This window comes from Trinickia sp. HAY1-2D, from assembly GCF_056754935.1.
In genome coordinates this window covers 4,235,990-4,251,708 of record NZ_JBPGWX010000002.1, presented here as the reverse complement: position 1 = coordinate 4,251,708, position 15,719 = coordinate 4,235,990, and the positions used below count along the sequence as shown (strand labels likewise).

Below are 15,719 nucleotides of genomic sequence, written 5' to 3'. Positions count from 1 at the left end.
CGCTTATGGAGCTTCAAACGCCGAGCAGATCGTGCAGCACGGGCATCTTGCGTTCGAGCTCGCTCGCTTCGAAGTGCTCGACGATGCCACCGTGTTCCATGACATAGAACCGGTCCGCAAGTGGCGCCGCGAAGCGGAAGTTCTGCTCGACCATGACGATGGTATAACCCCGCGCCTTGAGCGTCAGGATCATGCGCGCCAATGTCTGCACGATGACGGGCGCGAGTCCCTCGGAGATCTCGTCGAGCAGCAGCAGGTTCGCCCCGGTGCGCAAGATACGCGCCACGGCCAGCATCTGCTGCTCCCCGCCCGATAGCCGCGTGCCCTGGCTTGCGCGCCGCTCCTTCAGGTTCGGGAACATCGTGTAGATCTCGTCGATCGGCATCGCGTCCTTGCCGGCGCCCACCAGCGGCGGCAGGATCAGATTCTCTTCGCAGGACAGGCTCGAAAAGATACCGCGTTCCTCGGGGCAATACCCGACACCGCAGTGCGCGATCTTGTGCGTAGGCAGACCGATCGTCTCGCGTTCGCCGATGCGAATCGAGCCTGTACGCCGCCCGGTGAGGCCCATGATCGCGCGCAGCGTGGTGGTGCGCCCTGCCCCGTTGCGGCCAAGCAGCGTCACGACTTCGCCGCGGTTCACCGTGAGATCGACGCCATGCAGGATGTGCGACTCGCCGTACCACGCCTGCAAGCCCGCAATGGTCAGCGCAGGCGTGCCCTGCGGCGCGACGGCTGCCGCCCGCGCGTCGGCTTCGATGTTTTGATGCGTTTGATGCGCCATCTGGTTCATCCGTGCGCCCCTGTGAGGGCGGCCTCGGCGCTGCCCATGTACGCCTGCATCACGAGCGGATTCTTCGAAACTTCCGCATAGCTGCCTTCGGCCAGCACCTCGCCGCGCTGCAAGACCGTGATCGTGTCGGAGATGCCCGCGATCACGTTCATGTTGTGCTCGACCATGAGGATGGTCCGGCCCGCCGAGACTTTCTTGATGAGCGCGGTCACGCGATCGACATCTTCGTGTCCCATGCCCTGTGTCGGCTCGTCGAGCAGCATGAGTTCCGGCTCCATGGCCAGCGTCGTCGCGATCTCGAGCGCGCGCTTGCGGCCGTACGACAACTCGACCGTCGGCGTATCGGCAAAATCGGTCAGACCCACCTGCGATAGCAGATCGTGGGCCTGCGCGTCGAGGGCCTCCAACGTGCGCTCCGAGCGCCAGAAGTGGTACGCGGTGCCGAGCGTACGCTGCAAACCCACGCGAACGTTCTGCAAGACCGTCAAATGCGGAAACACGGCCGATATCTGGAACGAACGAATGATGCCCCGGCGCGCAATCTGGGCGGGCCGCTCGCGCGTGATATCGACATGGTTGAAAACGATTTGGCCCGCGCTGGGTTCGAGAAACTTGGTCAACAGGTTGAAGCAGGTCGTCTTGCCCGCGCCGTTCGGGCCGATCAGAGCATGGATCGAGCCGCGGCGCACGCGCAGGTTCACGCCGTTCACGGCCGTGAATCCTTTGAATTCCTTGGTGAGCCCGCGCGTTTCGAGAATCGTGTCGCCGAGAATCATGTCCCCTTCCATGCCGAAGTTGGGCGTTGCGCCGCTTTGTCACGCGCGCCGGGTGGGCGCGTCGCATCGGAACGGGGTTTGAGTGTCAAGACGCAAGCCCCGCCATTTTTTTGGCATGGTGCATCATTGCGGGAAGGTCGGCCCCGCACCATGCGGCATCGGAGATTGTCTCCCCAATGATGCAGCGCATTCATCGGGATTTGCACTTAGGTTTGTTTACGTAACCCGGGACTCGAACCGCCGGACTATTCCTGTTCGGGCGCAATGGCCGCCTGCTGCAGCGAGCGGGCGAGCGCCTCTTTGAGCGGGAGAGGCAATTTCAAGGACTCCATGGAAATGTCGTCGAGTAATTCCGGGTCGACCTTTGGATGCGCCGAACCGGCGCCTCGGCCGAGCATCGAAAGAATGCCCGCGTAATCCGCGGCGTGGATTTTCCGTCTGTCCCATGCCTGTCGTGCAGCTGACAGCGCCTGGCGTTGCTCGCTTTGCTCTCCTTGCGAGTGCGGCAGCATGCCCGCAATCCGGACGAGCGCTGCGACCCAGTGGCGCTGGCTATGGGCTGGGAGGCTCGATGACAACGCCCGCATGTCCGAAAATACCGTCCGCAGCTCCTCGACGTTGCTCGGGTCGACGGCTCGGTGAGCCGGATGCTCGGCCACCCGCTTCGGGGCGCCGCGCGAAACATCGCCGAGCGGCGGCGGTTCGTCGAACAGCCCGTCGAATGTGAGCGAGCGCGCGATCGAGTCCAGGATTTGGGCGTAGTTGCCGTTGTCTATCGTGCATGCATGCCAGGATTTCCGCGCGCGATCGAGCGTCTTTGCGCGCAACTCGGCCGCGCGCGCATCATCCGCTGATGAGGAAGCCCGGAAACCGCGCATGGCACCAGCCATTCGCTGCACGGGCCCAACGAGTTTTGCGAGGAGTGCACTGGGGTTCGCGCGAGGCGTCGGCGCGTGCGCCGGCGTTTCGGCAGCTCGATTCACCGGATGAGCCGGCTCACCGTCACTTCCGCCCGTCGCACGGGGGCCAGTCGGTCCGATGTCGTTTCCCATGAGAGAGGCTCCGCACTGCTTGATTTCGACAGTGGGAACTCTAGCCATTGCGCCAATGCATATGGCCGGTTTTCACGAAGCGGACACCACTCCACCGAAAAGCTTTTCATCGTCGCTCGCCGTGCATCGGCTATGGACTATGCCTTCGCGTCGGTGAGACGCCCGACCGATTGGCCAGCCGATACGTCCACTGCGCCGGGCGCAACCCGTTGCTCGGCATTGATTGCGGACACACCCTGATCCGCTCGCCGGTCGGCGCGAATCATCTCGCTCGCACGCTCCGCGATCATCAACGTCGGCGAATTCGTGTTGCCCGATGTGATTGTCGGCATTACCGACGCATCGACAACGCGCAGCCCCGCCACCCCGATCACGCGCAAGCGGGAATCGACGACAGCGGCGGGATCGTCGGCAACGCCCATGCGGCAGGTCCCGACCGGATGAAAGATCGTCGTGCCTACCGCACCGGCTGCCTTGACGAGCTCGTCCTCGGTCTGGAATTCGATGCCCGGGATGATCTCCTGCGGCATGTAGCGGGCGAGCGCCGGCGAAGCCACGATGCGCCGCGTGAGTCGCAGTGCATTGGCGGCCACATGGCGATCGTAGTCGGTCGACAGATAGTTGGGTGCAATGAGCGGCGGCGTGCTCGCATCGGGAGATTGGAGGTGGATACTGCCGCGCGAAGTCGGCCGAAGATGGCAAGCCGATGCGGTAAACGCATTGAAGCGATGCAGCGGCTCGCCGAAGCGATCGAGCGAGAGCGGCTGCACGTGATATTCGATGTCGGGACGCGTGATCGACAAATCGTCGGGGCACGACTTGGCGAACGCGCCAAGCTGCGAAGGCGACATCGACATGGGGCCGCTGCGCGAGAACGCATATTGCGCGGCGATCCACAGCTTGCCCCACCAGTGGGCCGACAGCGTATTGAGCGTGCGTACGCCGTGCACGCGGTAGGCCATGCGCAACTGCAAGTGATCCTGCAAGTTCTCGCCGACGCCCCGCAGATCCTGCACGACACCGATACCGAGCCGCTGAAGACGCGCGCCATTGCCGATGCCCGACAGCTCGAGCAACTGCGGCGAATTGACGGCACCGGCTGCGACGACGACCTCGCCGCGCGCACGCGCGACGAATTCGCGCATTCCCCCCTCGCCAACGGCGGGGTTGCCGCGCCGATAGGCCACACCCACACACCGCCTGCCCTCGAACACGAGCCGATTCACGTGCGCATCGGTCACGACCGTGAGATTGGGCCGAGCAAGCGCCGGCCGCAGAAACGCCTTGGATGCATTCCAGCGTACGCCGCGCTTTTGATTGACTTCAAAATAGCCGACGCCGGTGTTGTCGCCGCGATTGAAATCGTCGGTGGCGGGAATGCCCGCCTGCTGAGCGGCCTCGTGAAACGCCTCGAGCACTTTCCATTTCAGGCGTTGCCGCTCGACGCGCCAGGGACCGCCCGCACCGTGCCATGTATTGCCGCCGGCGTGGTGATCTTCGCTGCGCTTGAAGACCGGCAGAACCGCATCCCACGACCACGAAGCATCGCCTGTGATGCGGGCCCATTCGTCATAATCCTCGCGCTGACCGCGCATATAGATCATGCCGTTGATCGAAGACGAGCCGCCGAGCACACGTCCGCGCGGATACGACAACGCGCGCCCGTTCAGGCCCGGTTCGGCGCAGGTGCGATAGAGCCAGTCGGTGCGCGGGTTGCCGATGCAGTAGAGGTAGCCGACGGGAACATGAATCCAGTGATAATCGTCCTTGCCGCCCGCCTCGATCAGCAGCACGCGTGCGCTGCTGTCCTCGCTGAGCCGCGCGGCAAGAACGCACCCCGCGGTGCCCGCGCCGACGATCACATAGTCGAATTCGCCGGCTGAAATCGTCTCTTTGTCCATGGCGCATCCCCGCGGTTGCTCGTCGCTCGCAAGCGTACGCGCCGGTGATCATGGAAATCCAATGAGTTCTGTTCAATTGCGATATAAGCCGCGCTAATATCGCGGCATGGACCTGACATTGCTGCGTGCGTTCGTCACCGTCGCCCGCGTCGGCAATCTGACGCGGGCGGCCGCGCAGCTGCACCTCACCCAGCCGGCCGTCAGTCTGCAACTGAAGAATTTGCAGGAAACGCTCGGCATGGCGCTGTTTTCACGCACGGCGCACGGGCTCGTTCTGACACGCGACGGACAAGTGCTGCTGCCCCACGCGGAACGCGCGCTCGCCGCGGCCGGCGATGTGGAGCGGGCGGCGGCAGCGCTGCGCCAGGAAGTGCGCGGCAAACTGCGTATCGGTACGATTCTCGATCCCCATTTCCTGCGCCTGGGCGGGTTTCTCAAGCAGCTCGTGGAAACCTATCCTCAGATCGAAACCGCGCTACGCCATGGGATGTCGGGCTGGGTGGCGCAGGAGATCCGCGCCCGCGAGCTCGATGTCGGCTACTACATCGGCCAACCCGTCGAAGACGGCATGCCCGAAGGACTCTTCCACACGGCCACACTCACGCGCTTTCAGTACCGCGTACTCGCGCCGGCCGGCTGGAAGGACCGTGTGAGCCGGGCAAGCGATTGGCGCGCGCTGGCCGCGCTGCCGTGGATCTGGACGCCGGCCGCATCGGCGCATCAGCGGTTGTTGTCGCGCCGCTTCGCCGAAGCCGGGGCGAGCCCCATCAAAGTTGCCGAGGTCGATCAGGAAACCTCGATGCTCGATCTCGTGAAATCGGGCGTCGGGCTGACGCTCGCGCGCGACTCGATCGCGCTTGCCGAAGCGCACGCACATGGGCTGACGATCGTCGAAGGCATCACGGTGCCGACCGAACTCACGTTGATCGCGCTCGCGGCACGCATGGACGAACCGCCTATCGCTGCCGCGTTCAAGCTCGCGGAAGCGCAATGGGCGACTTGAGCGATCGAGCCGGCGCGGCGCTGCCAGGCACGCCACCCAGTTGCGCCGATCGCGCGCGATTTAGCCGGCTTTCCGGCGCATGTCCGACGAAAAGCCGCACGGGGTACATCACTGCGGGATCTGTGAAAAAATGCCTGTTGGGCTGGCGACCGTCGCGGCGAGGCTGAGCGCCGCCGGGCCGCCCCACTGAGAGGAAATTCCCATGATTCATAAGCTGACTTCCGAGGAACGTGCCCGGCAGATGACCGAGCTGCAAGGTTGGCTGCCCGTCAACGGTCGCGACGCCATTCACCGCCAGTTCAAATTCGCCGATTTCAACGAAGCGTTCGGGTTCATGACCCGCGTGGCCATCAAGGCCCAGGAAATGAACCACCATCCCGAGTGGTTCAACGTGTATCAGACCGTGGATATCACGCTATCTACGCACGAAGCGCAAGGCGTGACCGAGCGCGATCTCGTGCTCGCACGCTTTATCGACGACGTCGCACGTACGATGCAGCGCAACTGAGAAATCGGCGTGGGGGGCCATCCCCCGCCATCGCCCGTCCGTCAACCGTCGCTCCGCCCCGCCTCGCCGTCCATGGCCTGGCGATACCCGTCCCAGGCCGCGCGGGCGGGCGCCTCCAGCGCTTCCACCGGCATATGCCCCCGACGCTGTACAATCAGCAACGCATACGGCTTGGAGAGCGCACTGGCCTCCTTGCACAGGCTGAGTTCGTCGCCGCTCGATGGCGAGCGGGCGCGCCAGAAGTTGATCGCCGCTTCGAGTTCGTTGATCGTAATATCGGACATGGTTGAGGTGACGGCTGCATGGGTGCCCGGGCGGACCCGGCGTGGCAAGCGGCTCGCGCTCGACTGTGGCGACGAGGCTCCAGCGAACCGCGTGCCGGCACGTTGACCCCAGCGCGCGTTGAATGCGTAACCCATTGTACTTGAGCGACTTCCATGCGACTCCTCCTGATCGAAGATGACCGCCCGATCGCACGCGGCATCCAAAGCAGCCTCGAACAAGCCGGATTCACCGTCGACATGGTTCACGACGGGATCTTCGCCGAACAGGCTCTCACGCAAAACCGCCATGAATTGATCATCCTCGATCTCGGCCTGCCCGGTATCGACGGCATGACGCTGCTCTCGCGGTTCCGGCAGGGCAACCGACACACGCCCGTGATCGTGCTGACGGCACGAGACGACCTGAGCGACCGCGTGCAAGGCCTCAATGCCGGCGCCGACGATTACATGCTCAAGCCGTTCGAGCCCGCCGAGCTCGAAGCGCGCATCCGTGCTGTCATGCGCCGTAGCGGCCCCGCCAACAACGTACCGCGCCCGGAAGTTTCGCTGGGCGGCGTGCGCCTGTCGGGTGTCGATCGCCGCATCTTCAACGAAGACAAGGCGCTCGAGCTTTCGCCGCGCGAATTCGCCGTGCTCGAAATGCTGCTGTTGCGCCATGGCCGGGTGGTCAGCAAGGCGCAGTTGCAGGACCATCTGACTCACTTCGGCGGAGACCTCGGAGATACCGCCATCGAGGTCTACGTACACCGGGTGCGCAAAAAGCTCGAAAACTGTCGCGTCGAAATCGTGACGGTGCGCGGCTTCGGCTACTTGTTGCAGGAGATTCGTCAGGCGTCCTGAGTGTAGGGCCCTGGCCGGTCGAACATGCCTCACGCCGCCGCGACAAGTTTGCGTCGTTCTCTCTTGCGGCGGCTGGCGGCGCCGCTGTCTCTGCTCGCGCTGATGAGCGGCCTCATCGCGTATTGGCTCGCGTGGCAATACACGCAGCACGTCATCGATCGGTCGCTCGCGGATCTGGCTACCGCCATCTCCAAGCAAGTCCAGATCGCCGGCCCCAACGCGCGCATCGTTGTTCCGCCGCTCGCGCGCGCGATGTTCTCCGATCCCCCGCAGCATCTGATCTATCGCATCAACGACGGCGAGCGCGATCTCGCCGGCGATCCCGATCTTCCGCTCATAGGCTCGAGCGTGCGAGAGACACGTTACGCGTCGATTTTCGAAACGCACCATCGTGACATGCTCGTGCGCGTCGCCCAGGTTCGCGTCGCGCAGGAAGGCGGCAAAAAGCCGATCGTCGTCGAGGTCGCGCAACCGCTGCGTCATCGCTACCGCATCGCGGCTGAATTCCTCGTCGCGATCATGATGCCGCTCCTGCTGCTGCTGCTCGCCGGCTGGGGCATCGTCTGGCGCGTCGTCAATCAGCAATTGGGCCCGCTCACGACGCTTGCCGATTCGCTGAACCGCCAGACGCACATGTCGCTCGAGCCCGTCGACGAAACGCATGTGCCGCTCGAAATCCGCCCGTTGACGAGCGCATTGAACGCCCTGCTCGATCGCCTGAAGACCGCACTCGACGCCCAACGCAAATTCATCGCGGACGCCGCGCATCAGTTGCGTACACCGCTGACGGCCGTCAAGCTGCATGCGGAACAAGCCGTGAAAGCCCGCGATCTCGCGCAATCGCTCGCATCCGTGCGTGAATTGCGCGTGGCGGCGGATCGCGCCGTGCGGCTCTCGAATCAATTGCTGTCGCTCGCACGCGCAGAACCGGGGGCGCAGGCCGCGCGTTTCGTCGATGTCGATATCGCGGCGCTCGCATTCGAAACGGGGGCGGAGTGGGTGCCTCGCGCGCTCGCGGCGCGCGTCGACCTTGGCTTTCAGCGGCTCGACGATCCGACGAACGATTCTTCGCTCGTCGTAAAGGGCAATCCCGTGCTGTTGCGCGAAGTGATCGCCAATCTACTCGACAATGCGCTCAAGTACGTGCCGAGCACCCGCCTCGATGGGGCAAGGGTGACCGTCACCGTTACGCGCACCGTCACGGCCGCCCATACGCCCATCGCCGAGATTGCCGTCGAAGACAACGGCAGGGGCGTACCCGTGGCACTACAAGCCGATCTGTTCAAGCGCTTTTTCCGCGGTGACCGGCAGGATAACGCCGACGATGCGGCCGACGGCGGCGCGGGTCTCGGGCTCGCTATCGTGCGCGACATCATGGATCTGCACGCTGGCAGCGTTCATTACGCCGATGCCCCGGACGGCGGCGCGCGGTTCGTGGTGCGCATTCCGCTTGCGCCCAACCATGACGATCGCGAGCCGAACCGCGAATCCGGTCCCGTTCGCGAGGAACGGACCAGCTCTTACCGGCTCTGATCAAGCCTTGCCGTTTCGCTTCGGCGCGAGCATCGTGCCCCGACACTTCCGCGCGCCGCAATGGCACGCGTATTCCTTCTTGAGCTTCTTGGTCTGGCGCTCGTCGATGACAAGCCCGTAATCGTAGAACAGCTCTTCATCGGCGGAGATGTCGCGCAGCGCCTGAATGAACACGCGCCCTTCGATTTCCTCGGCCTCGCAGTTGGGCGAGCACGAGTGATTGATCCATCGTGCGCTGTTCCCGTCCACGTTACCGTCGATCACACGCCCATCTTCGAGTGCGAAATAGAACGTATGATTCGGTTCGTCCGGATCGTGCGGATGCCGGCGCACCGCCTCTTTCCATGAGATCCGTTGCCCTTTGTATTCGAGCAGGCGCTCGCCAGCCCTGAGCGGTTGAGCGGCAAAAACCCCCTTGCCATGCACCCCCGAGCGGCGCACGACCAACTTGCGTGAACTCATCGACGAATCCTCTGAATAGCTTCCATGTCGCCATCGCGGCGCGGGAGCGTCGCCGCCTATGCGAGCATTTTCGATCACGGATCGCTGGCGGGACCAGAACAGCGATCGATATGAAACGCGGCGCCAATAGGCGCCGCGTCGACACTGACGTGACACACGTCACAAAGCGAAATCGTACACGTTGACGACATCTTCGTTCAACGTTGTCCGCAATAAAACGGGAAACGGACCGCCGCGGGCCATGAGCGCCGGGCTCGAGCGCGCCGCGCGAAGTCTGTCAGGTCTGTTGCGCGAAGATCTTCCAGATCTTCTTCTGCGTGGGCAAATCGGCCAGCTCGTGGCGCTCGCAGTCGAGGCGTAGATTGATGTCGCCGATGTCCTGCCCGAAAGCAGTGCATCGATGCGGCGTCTTCTTCGGGTTCTTGCTCGTGACGAGGTTGCAGCATGTCATGCACATCCGATGCGCCGGCATGTCGCCTTGCACCTCGAGATGACGAATCATCTTGAGTAGCGTACGGTAAAACACGGCTTGCTCGTCATCGGCCAGTTTGCCGACCGCCGAATTCAGAAATTCAGGCCACTGCTGCGCACGCTTGGCCGCCGTTCGGCCCCGCGCCGTCAAGCGAACCGCCAATGCGCGGCCATCGTCGAGCGCACGGCGCTTTTCGATCAGCCCTTTCGCCTCCAGCGTGCTCACCGCATCGCTCGTCGTGGCAGCCGTCAGCGCCGTTTCGCGCGCGATCTCGCCAAGGCGCAGCGGCGCCTTGCGCTGCATGAGCAGCATGAGAATTTCGCCTTGCGTCGGCGTGAGTCCCACACTTTCAGCCCATTCCCACGCCTGGCTGCGCATTGCCGTGCCCAACCGTAACAGGCTGTGGGTCACGCGCCCACTCGCCCGTTCTGTAAAAACACCTTCACTCATAGTCATTGTTCGCTTTCGCCAGTGACAGCATTGCCGCTGCCGATCCGGTTACGCACGCGCAGTGCCTCTCGACACGCCGCAACCTTCCGTGGGACGACCCGCCCCCTCTCTTGGGGCCAAACTGATTTTACTCTTCGATACTTCGCGACCGGACGCGCCATTTTAAGCGAGTAAAGCCGACCGCACAGCCATGTATTGGCAACCAAGCTGTGGATAACGTTTGTATAACCGTGCTGGCCGATTGTGGCGTCTTTCTTGATAACCCCGCCGCATAAAAAATTGCGTCGAAGTTATCAGCAGACCAAAAGCGCTGCGCACCGCTCGTCCACCCGGTTATCGCAGCGCTATCCCTTTGAGATCGCAAGCAAAATCAAGGTTGTCCACAGAAATGAGCGTCGCTTGTTAACTATTACTACGTTTGTATACGAGTCAAGACGGTAAACCTAAGCACTGCGCCACTGGATGCATTGCTGGCGGACAACTTCGTGCAGCGACTTTTCTTTCGACGCCACGTCGCGCAGCCACGCGGCATCGTTCACTTGCCCGCGGGCAATTGCCGCGATTTCGTTGAGCGCGGCCGTCGATTGAAGTGCCCGGCCATGCGGCGCAATGACGTCGAGCGTTTGCAGGATATCTTCGAATATCGTGCGTCGTTCGCCGGTTTGCGGATTGATGCAGGTACCGCCCAGGCCGAAGCGGCACGCCTCGAAACGGTTGAACGTATAAACGAGGTAGTCGTCCTCTTTCGGAATGAACGGTTTGTCCGTGAGCAAGTGGCGCGCAAGCGTCTGGATATAGCAGGCGATCGCCGCCGCCCGATCGACCGATAGCGGGGTGTCCATCACCCGCACCTCGATGGTGCCGTAACCGGGCTTGGGCCGAATGTCCCAGTAGAAATCCTTCATGCTGTTGACGACGCCGGTTGCGACCATCTTCGAAAAGTATTCTTCGAAGGCATCCCAGGTCAGCACGAACGGCGCGCGCCCCGACAGCGGGAATGCGAATACCGAGTTCAGGCGGGCCGAATGAAAGCCGGTATCGACACCCTGCACATACGGCGACGAAGCCGAAAGCGCGATGAAATGCGGGATGAAGCGCGACATCGAGTGCAACAGAAAGAGCGCACTGTCGGGATCGGGGCAGCCGATGTGCACGTGTTGGCCGAAAACCGTGAACTGCTTTGCGAGATACCCGTAAAGCTCGGACAGATATTGAAAACGCGGCGCATCGAAAATTTGCCGCTCGCTCCACTGCTGGAACGCGTGCGTGCCGCCCCCGCAAAGACCGACGTTGAGATGATCGGCCGCCGCGACGAGCGTGTCCCGGATCGAGCGCAACTGCGCGAGCGCCTCTTCATGCGAGGTGCAAATGCCGGTCGACAGCTCGATCATGCTTTCGGTGATCTCGGGCGTGATGTTGCCCGGGCCTTTGTAATCCTTGACGAGGCGCATGAGGTCCGACGCCGCTTTGGTCAGATCGTAGTCGTGCGTATTGACGACCTGGATCTCGAGCTCGACGCCGAATGTGAAAGGCTTGGAATTGACAAAGGTTTCGAGTGCCATGTGCGTGTCCTGTTATGCGGGCAGATACGAGCAAAAGATGCGGCGCGCGGCGGCGCCTACTCGCGGCGCTCGCCGACGAGCGTCAGGCTGCGGTAGACGATCCATGGTCCCACGATCTGCAGCACCACGATCGAACACATGACGATGGCACGCAGCGTCGGATCGAACTGCGGATAGAGCTGGTAAGTGTCGTCGGCCAGCAGATAGGCAAGCGCCGACATCGGCGCGAGCGACACGCCGAGCGCGATGCCCTGGTTCCATCCCAGGCCGCTCGGTTTCGCGAACGCCAGCACGCCGACGAGCTTCGCAACGAAGCGCGCGACGATGAGGCCTAGCGCCGCCACGCCACCGAGCGCGATGTCGTGCCACTCGAACGACGTCAGCGTCAGCACGAAGAGAATCACCGTCAGCAGCCATCCGGCCGTGCCGAAATGCTGAGGCCACAGTTGCGGCTTTTGCTCGAGGTTTTTGACGATGATGCCGGCGGCCAGGAGGCTCAGGATCGTCGAAAGCTTGAAAATATTCGCGATCGCGATCGCAAGCAGTACGAGGCCGAACAGCGCAACGAACGAATGCTCGTCTTGCATATTCATGCGTTTGAAAAAGAACATGCAGGCGCGCGCGAGCAGGTAGGCGACGACGAGCGAGCCGACAAGCAGATAGACCGGCTGAACGATCGTGGCAAAAACGTTTCCGTACACTTCCTGGTGTAGCCAGCTCGAGACGAGCTTTTCGACGACGACCGCATACATGCTGTTGAGCGCCGTCAACGTCAGAAGCCGCTGCGTCACCTGCCCTTCCGCGCGCAACTCCGTCTTGAGCTGAATCACCATGGCAGGCGAAGTCGACATCGAAATGGCAGCCAGCACCGTTGCGACGGGCGGCGCCACCTTGGCGAACAACAAGACGATCAGTACGAGGGCGAAGGTGAGCGTCGCCTCGGCGAGGCTCGAGGCGATGAGCCAGGGGTTACGGCGAATCCACCGAAGATCGAGACGGCTGCCCAGTTCGAACAGCAGCAGGCCCAATGCGACGTCGAGTAAAAGCCGCGATGTCGCGCCCATGCCGGCATCGATGGCGCCGACCCCGGCCGAACCGGCGATGAGTCCGATGACCGCATAGCCCGAGATACGCGGCAGGCGCCATGCGCGATAGCAGAGCTCGCCGCACAGCCCTGCGACGAGCAAGGCGAGTCCTGCCCAGAAGACCGCATTTGTCGCGAACGGCCAGCTCGGAAGGAAGGAAAACGCCGATTTCATGAGATAGCTTCTCCTTTACGGACAGTCCGCTCCGCCTGAGAGGACGAAGCGGCATGTCGGATCAGTGTATTTGCCGAACCGGCGCACCGCGCCGGCGGGTTCGATGAGGGTCGCGGGCGCTGGCTTCGAGCCGCGCGCAACGACGATGTGCCGGCGAGCTCGCTCCCCGGCGGGACAATTAGGACGGGACGCTGCCGCTCTCGTCTGTGATTCCGATTCGGCTGGCGCCGTTCCGTTGGCGAGTGGTGCCTCGATTCGCCAACGCGCAACTCATGCTGGAAGAAACGCGGATTGTGCCACAGCTTGCTCGATTTGGAACGAATCCACATCGAACGGCGGTCAATTCGGTAGGAATGATCGTCAACGAGAACCGAATAGGAAAATTCATCCGATGGTTGCGGTCGATATTCCCCGCAGCGGCTCGTCGTTTCCGGCAGCGGCACGCGGGGCTCCAGGGTTTACAGGTTTACGTATGTATACAAGTAGTAGCAGTTAACAAGGCTCGGCCATTTCTGTGGATAACGCCCGTTTACCGAGGCGAATCAAGCAGTTGCCGACCGCATAACCGCACGGGCAGCATGTGCGGACGGCAGCCCTTTCCGAGAACAACTTTCATCGCTTCCGGCGAATCGGCAAGTTGTCCCGTTTACGTCCACGCTCCGTTCACAGCCATTTCATGTTGGCTTCGACGGCTTATCCACAGCTCCCGGTGGATAAGCTCCCTCTCCAGATTCATGACGGCTGCACACTGCCCCGTCGCAACGCTCGCAGAAAGTAGCGTGCAGGATCCAGGTCTTCGGCCAGTTCGCGTTCGATGGGCCATGGCTCGCCTTCCAGCTGTGAGGCGATGAGCTCGGCGGCCAGCGTCGACCAGACGAGTCCCCGCGAACCGAACGCAAATGCCCCGTAAAGGCCCGGCGAGCGATGCAGGTCGAGCGGCCACGCACCGGCCAATGCGCTGGCGTGCTGCGCGCACAGCGCTTCATCGGCGAGCGGCCCGATCATCGGCAGACGATCGCTCGTCACGCAGCGGAATGCGACACGGCTGGCGAGAGCCGATGTGTCGAGCGCCGCAAGTTGCTCCGCCCACGCCGGCACGAGTTGCGCGAGCCGGGCGATGTTTTCCGCGTCATCGAGTTCGCGTGAAGTGCTGTCGGCGTCGTCGATCCCGTAGGTTGCGCCCGCAAGCAATCCCCCGGCGAGCGGCACGGCATAACCCTCGCCGATCAACGGCACACGCAGCTCCGTGCCGATAGGCAGTCGCGTCAATTGTCCACGCACGATCCGCGTTGGGGCGTGACGCAGACCGGCGATCCGCGCCGCTTCATGGGCGTTGGCGAACACGACGACTTCGGCGCGGGCGAGGACATCGCCGGTTTCATCGCGCACGCTCCAAGCGGAGCCCTCGCGTTCGATGCGCGAGACTCGAACTCCGGCACGCCAATCGAGCGCGGTGCCGGCCTCGGCACACAGCGCGGCACATAGCGAGGCGGGATCGAGCGAGCCGCCTCGAGGGTAGAACCAGCCGTCGCGACCGAGCGTCACACCGGCAAGATCGGTGGCTTCGATGGACGACACGTGTCGAACGAACGTATCCGGATAGCGATAGGCATCGATCGCATCGGCCAGCGAGCGCGCTTCGTGCGCATCGGCCGGCAGATGCAGCAGGCCTCGATCGGTACGTGCGAAATCGTGGCCGCGCGCTTCTAGCGCGCGCCAAGTCTGCAACGCCATGAGAAAGCCCGCGCGCGAGATGCGCGTAGCGACGCTTTCATCGCGCGAGAGCAATGGATGAAATACGCCGGCCGGATTGCCCGACGCTTCGCTTGCCATTCGGGTGTTCCGGTCGAGCAATGTGACCTGCCACCCCCGCGCGGCCAATCGCTCGACGAGCGCGCAGCCGGCCATGCCCGCACCGATGACGACGGCGTGACGTTGCACCGCCGAAAACGGCAGCGGCGGTTCGTGCCGACGAACGCGCCAGCGGGGCGCAAAGCGGCCGACGAGCATGTCGCGCTTGCCGGCGAAACCAGCCGCTTTTTCACAGGTGAAGCCGGCGGCTTCGAGCCCCCGCCGAACATCCCCCGCGCAAGTGTAGGTGGCGAGCGTGGCGAAGGTGCCGGCCACATGCGCCAGCGACTTGAAGACGGATGGCGCCCACATATCGGGATTCTTGGCCGGGGCGAAGCCGTCGAGATAAAAGGCATCGGCGCGCAGCCAGAGCTTGGGCAGCCATTCGAGCGCATCGCCGAACACGATCGTCAGTGTCACGCGGCCGCCCTCGAACGAAAGCCGATGGATGCCACCGATGAGCGGCGGCCACGCCTTCACGAGCTCGGCGGCAAGCGGCGCGATGGTTGTGTCGGCAACGAGCTTGTCATGCAGAGCGCCCAAATCGGCGGCCGGAAACGGATGCTTTTCGACCGAGACGAACGCAAGCCGCTCGCAACGCCCAGGATCGGCGCGCCATGCGGCCCAGGTGGCGAGGAAATTGACGCCGATGCCGAATCCCGTCTCGAGGATCGTGAAAAGGCGCTGTCCTTGCCAGCGTTGCGGCAATGCATTGCCGCCGAGGAACACGTGCCGCGCCTGCGCGAGCGCGCCTGACGCGCTGTGATAGATGTCGTCGAAGCGCGGCGAGTACGGTGTGCCGTCGCCGCGAAAAGCGAGGGTGGCGGGCACGAGTGGATGAGTCATGGCAGGGAGAACATGAGGCGGTTGCGGCCGGCCCGGCTCGATCCGGGCATGCGGCACGAGGTTCGAATGACTGCGAAACCGCTGCGGGCGCCCGTCATCCGGGCTTTCCCCGAACGTTGGCAAAATC

General features: G+C 63.3%; 14 protein-coding genes. 4 read left to right on the top strand and 10 right to left on the bottom strand.

Annotated elements, in window-relative coordinates; all coding sequences use genetic code 11:
• Positions 1–13: 13 nt before the first annotated feature.
• From ACR9ZC_RS26805 to ACR9ZC_RS26790, 4 genes are all read right to left on the bottom strand, one after another.
• On the bottom strand, positions 14–784 hold the full coding sequence (locus tag ACR9ZC_RS26805) for an ABC transporter ATP-binding protein (protein WP_481582570.1): 771 nt from the start codon (positions 782–784) through the stop codon (positions 14–16).
• A 5-nt stretch (positions 785–789) separates the two neighbouring features.
• Positions 790–1,569, bottom strand: coding sequence for an ABC transporter ATP-binding protein (locus ACR9ZC_RS26800; RefSeq protein ID WP_173257819.1), 780 nt, complete (start codon positions 1,567–1,569; stop codon positions 790–792).
• Between the two features lie 245 nt (positions 1,570–1,814).
• Positions 1,815–2,447, bottom strand: coding sequence for a hypothetical protein (locus tag ACR9ZC_RS26795; RefSeq protein WP_481582569.1), 633 nt, complete (start codon positions 2,445–2,447; stop codon positions 1,815–1,817).
• A gap of 311 nt (positions 2,448–2,758) precedes the next feature.
• A complete protein-coding gene (locus ACR9ZC_RS26790) occupies positions 2,759–4,522 on the bottom strand; it encodes a GMC family oxidoreductase (protein WP_481582568.1) in 1,764 nt (587 codons plus the stop codon).
• Positions 4,523–4,628: 106 nt separating this feature from the next.
• Between ACR9ZC_RS26790 and ACR9ZC_RS26785 the strand changes: the two genes are divergently transcribed.
• Entirely contained in the window at positions 4,629–5,525 is an 897-nt protein-coding gene (locus ACR9ZC_RS26785; RefSeq protein ID WP_481582567.1) for a LysR family transcriptional regulator, read from the top strand.
• Positions 5,526–5,727: 202 nt separating this feature from the next.
• A complete protein-coding gene (locus ACR9ZC_RS26780; protein ID WP_173257811.1) occupies positions 5,728–6,033 on the top strand; it encodes a 4a-hydroxytetrahydrobiopterin dehydratase in 306 nt (101 codons plus the stop codon).
• Positions 6,034–6,074: 41 nt separating this feature from the next.
• Here the strand turns inward: ACR9ZC_RS26780 and ACR9ZC_RS26775 are convergent, their stop codons facing one another.
• Positions 6,075–6,317 carry a DUF3717 domain-containing protein gene (locus tag ACR9ZC_RS26775; RefSeq protein WP_331573644.1) on the bottom strand — a complete coding sequence of 81 codons (243 nt, stop codon included), beginning with the start codon at positions 6,315–6,317 and terminating at the stop codon, positions 6,075–6,077.
• Positions 6,318–6,470: 153 nt separating this feature from the next.
• Here ACR9ZC_RS26775 and ACR9ZC_RS26770 point away from each other — a divergent pair, with 153 nt between their 5' ends.
• Together ACR9ZC_RS26770 and ACR9ZC_RS26765 are read left to right on the top strand one after the other, a co-directional pair.
• Entirely contained in the window at positions 6,471–7,157 is a 687-nt protein-coding gene (locus ACR9ZC_RS26770) for a response regulator transcription factor (RefSeq protein WP_481582566.1), read from the top strand.
• 24 nt (positions 7,158–7,181) lie between these two features.
• A complete protein-coding gene (locus ACR9ZC_RS26765; RefSeq protein WP_481582565.1) occupies positions 7,182–8,690 on the top strand; it encodes a sensor histidine kinase in 1,509 nt (502 codons plus the stop codon).
• On the opposite strand, the gene ACR9ZC_RS26760 is transcribed toward ACR9ZC_RS26765, so the two are convergent.
• The 5 genes from ACR9ZC_RS26760 to mnmC form a co-directional block, all read right to left on the bottom strand.
• The gene (locus ACR9ZC_RS26760; protein WP_440560228.1) at positions 8,691–9,152 is read right to left on the bottom strand and encodes an SET domain-containing protein; all 462 of its coding nucleotides are present in this window, start codon (positions 9,150–9,152) and stop codon (positions 8,691–8,693) included. It abuts the gene before it with no gap.
• A 277-nt stretch (positions 9,153–9,429) separates the two neighbouring features.
• Positions 9,430–10,074 (bottom strand): MarR family winged helix-turn-helix transcriptional regulator, encoded by a 645-nt coding sequence (locus ACR9ZC_RS26755; protein WP_481582564.1) that lies wholly within the window; start codon positions 10,072–10,074, stop codon positions 9,430–9,432.
• A gap of 443 nt (positions 10,075–10,517) precedes the next feature.
• A complete protein-coding gene (locus ACR9ZC_RS26750) occupies positions 10,518–11,636 on the bottom strand; it encodes a YbdK family carboxylate-amine ligase (protein ID WP_331573596.1) in 1,119 nt (372 codons plus the stop codon).
• A gap of 56 nt (positions 11,637–11,692) precedes the next feature.
• Entirely contained in the window at positions 11,693–12,895 is a 1,203-nt protein-coding gene (locus ACR9ZC_RS26745; RefSeq protein WP_481582563.1) for a cation:proton antiporter, read from the bottom strand.
• 732 nt (positions 12,896–13,627) lie between these two features.
• The gene (mnmC, locus tag ACR9ZC_RS26740) at positions 13,628–15,592 is read right to left on the bottom strand and encodes a bifunctional tRNA (5-methylaminomethyl-2-thiouridine)(34)-methyltransferase MnmC2/FAD-dependent 5-carboxymethylaminomethyl-2-thiouridine(34) oxidoreductase MnmC1 (protein WP_481582562.1); all 1,965 of its coding nucleotides are present in this window, start codon (positions 15,590–15,592) and stop codon (positions 13,628–13,630) included.
• Between the last annotated feature and the right edge of the window lie 127 nt (positions 15,593–15,719).

Coding starts and splice junctions, on each gene's coding strand:
- ACR9ZC_RS26805 (WP_481582570.1), bottom strand. CDS start 784: ATGGCGCATCAAACGCATCAAAACATCGAAGCCGACGCGCGGGCGGCA.
- mnmC (WP_481582562.1), bottom strand. CDS start 15,592: ATGACTCATCCACTCGTGCCCGCCACCCTCGCTTTTCGCGGCGACGGC.
- ACR9ZC_RS26790 (WP_481582568.1), bottom strand. CDS start 4,522: ATGGACAAAGAGACGATTTCAGCCGGCGAATTCGACTATGTGATCGTC.
- ACR9ZC_RS26745 (WP_481582563.1), bottom strand. CDS start 12,895: ATGAAATCGGCGTTTTCCTTCCTTCCGAGCTGGCCGTTCGCGACAAAT.
- ACR9ZC_RS26770 (WP_481582566.1), top strand. CDS start 6,471: ATGCGACTCCTCCTGATCGAAGATGACCGCCCGATCGCACGCGGCATC.
- ACR9ZC_RS26755 (WP_481582564.1), bottom strand. CDS start 10,074: ATGAGTGAAGGTGTTTTTACAGAACGGGCGAGTGGGCGCGTGACCCAC.
- ACR9ZC_RS26760 (WP_440560228.1), bottom strand. CDS start 9,152: ATGAGTTCACGCAAGTTGGTCGTGCGCCGCTCGGGGGTGCATGGCAAG.
- ACR9ZC_RS26795 (WP_481582569.1), bottom strand. CDS start 2,447: ATGCGCGGTTTCCGGGCTTCCTCATCAGCGGATGATGCGCGCGCGGCC.
- ACR9ZC_RS26765 (WP_481582565.1), top strand. CDS start 7,182: ATGCCTCACGCCGCCGCGACAAGTTTGCGTCGTTCTCTCTTGCGGCGG.
- ACR9ZC_RS26785 (WP_481582567.1), top strand. CDS start 4,629: ATGGACCTGACATTGCTGCGTGCGTTCGTCACCGTCGCCCGCGTCGGC.
- ACR9ZC_RS26775 (WP_331573644.1), bottom strand. CDS start 6,317: ATGTCCGATATTACGATCAACGAACTCGAAGCGGCGATCAACTTCTGG.
- ACR9ZC_RS26800 (WP_173257819.1), bottom strand. CDS start 1,569: ATGATTCTCGGCGACACGATTCTCGAAACGCGCGGGCTCACCAAGGAA.
- ACR9ZC_RS26780 (WP_173257811.1), top strand. CDS start 5,728: ATGATTCATAAGCTGACTTCCGAGGAACGTGCCCGGCAGATGACCGAG.
- ACR9ZC_RS26750 (WP_331573596.1), bottom strand. CDS start 11,636: ATGGCACTCGAAACCTTTGTCAATTCCAAGCCTTTCACATTCGGCGTC.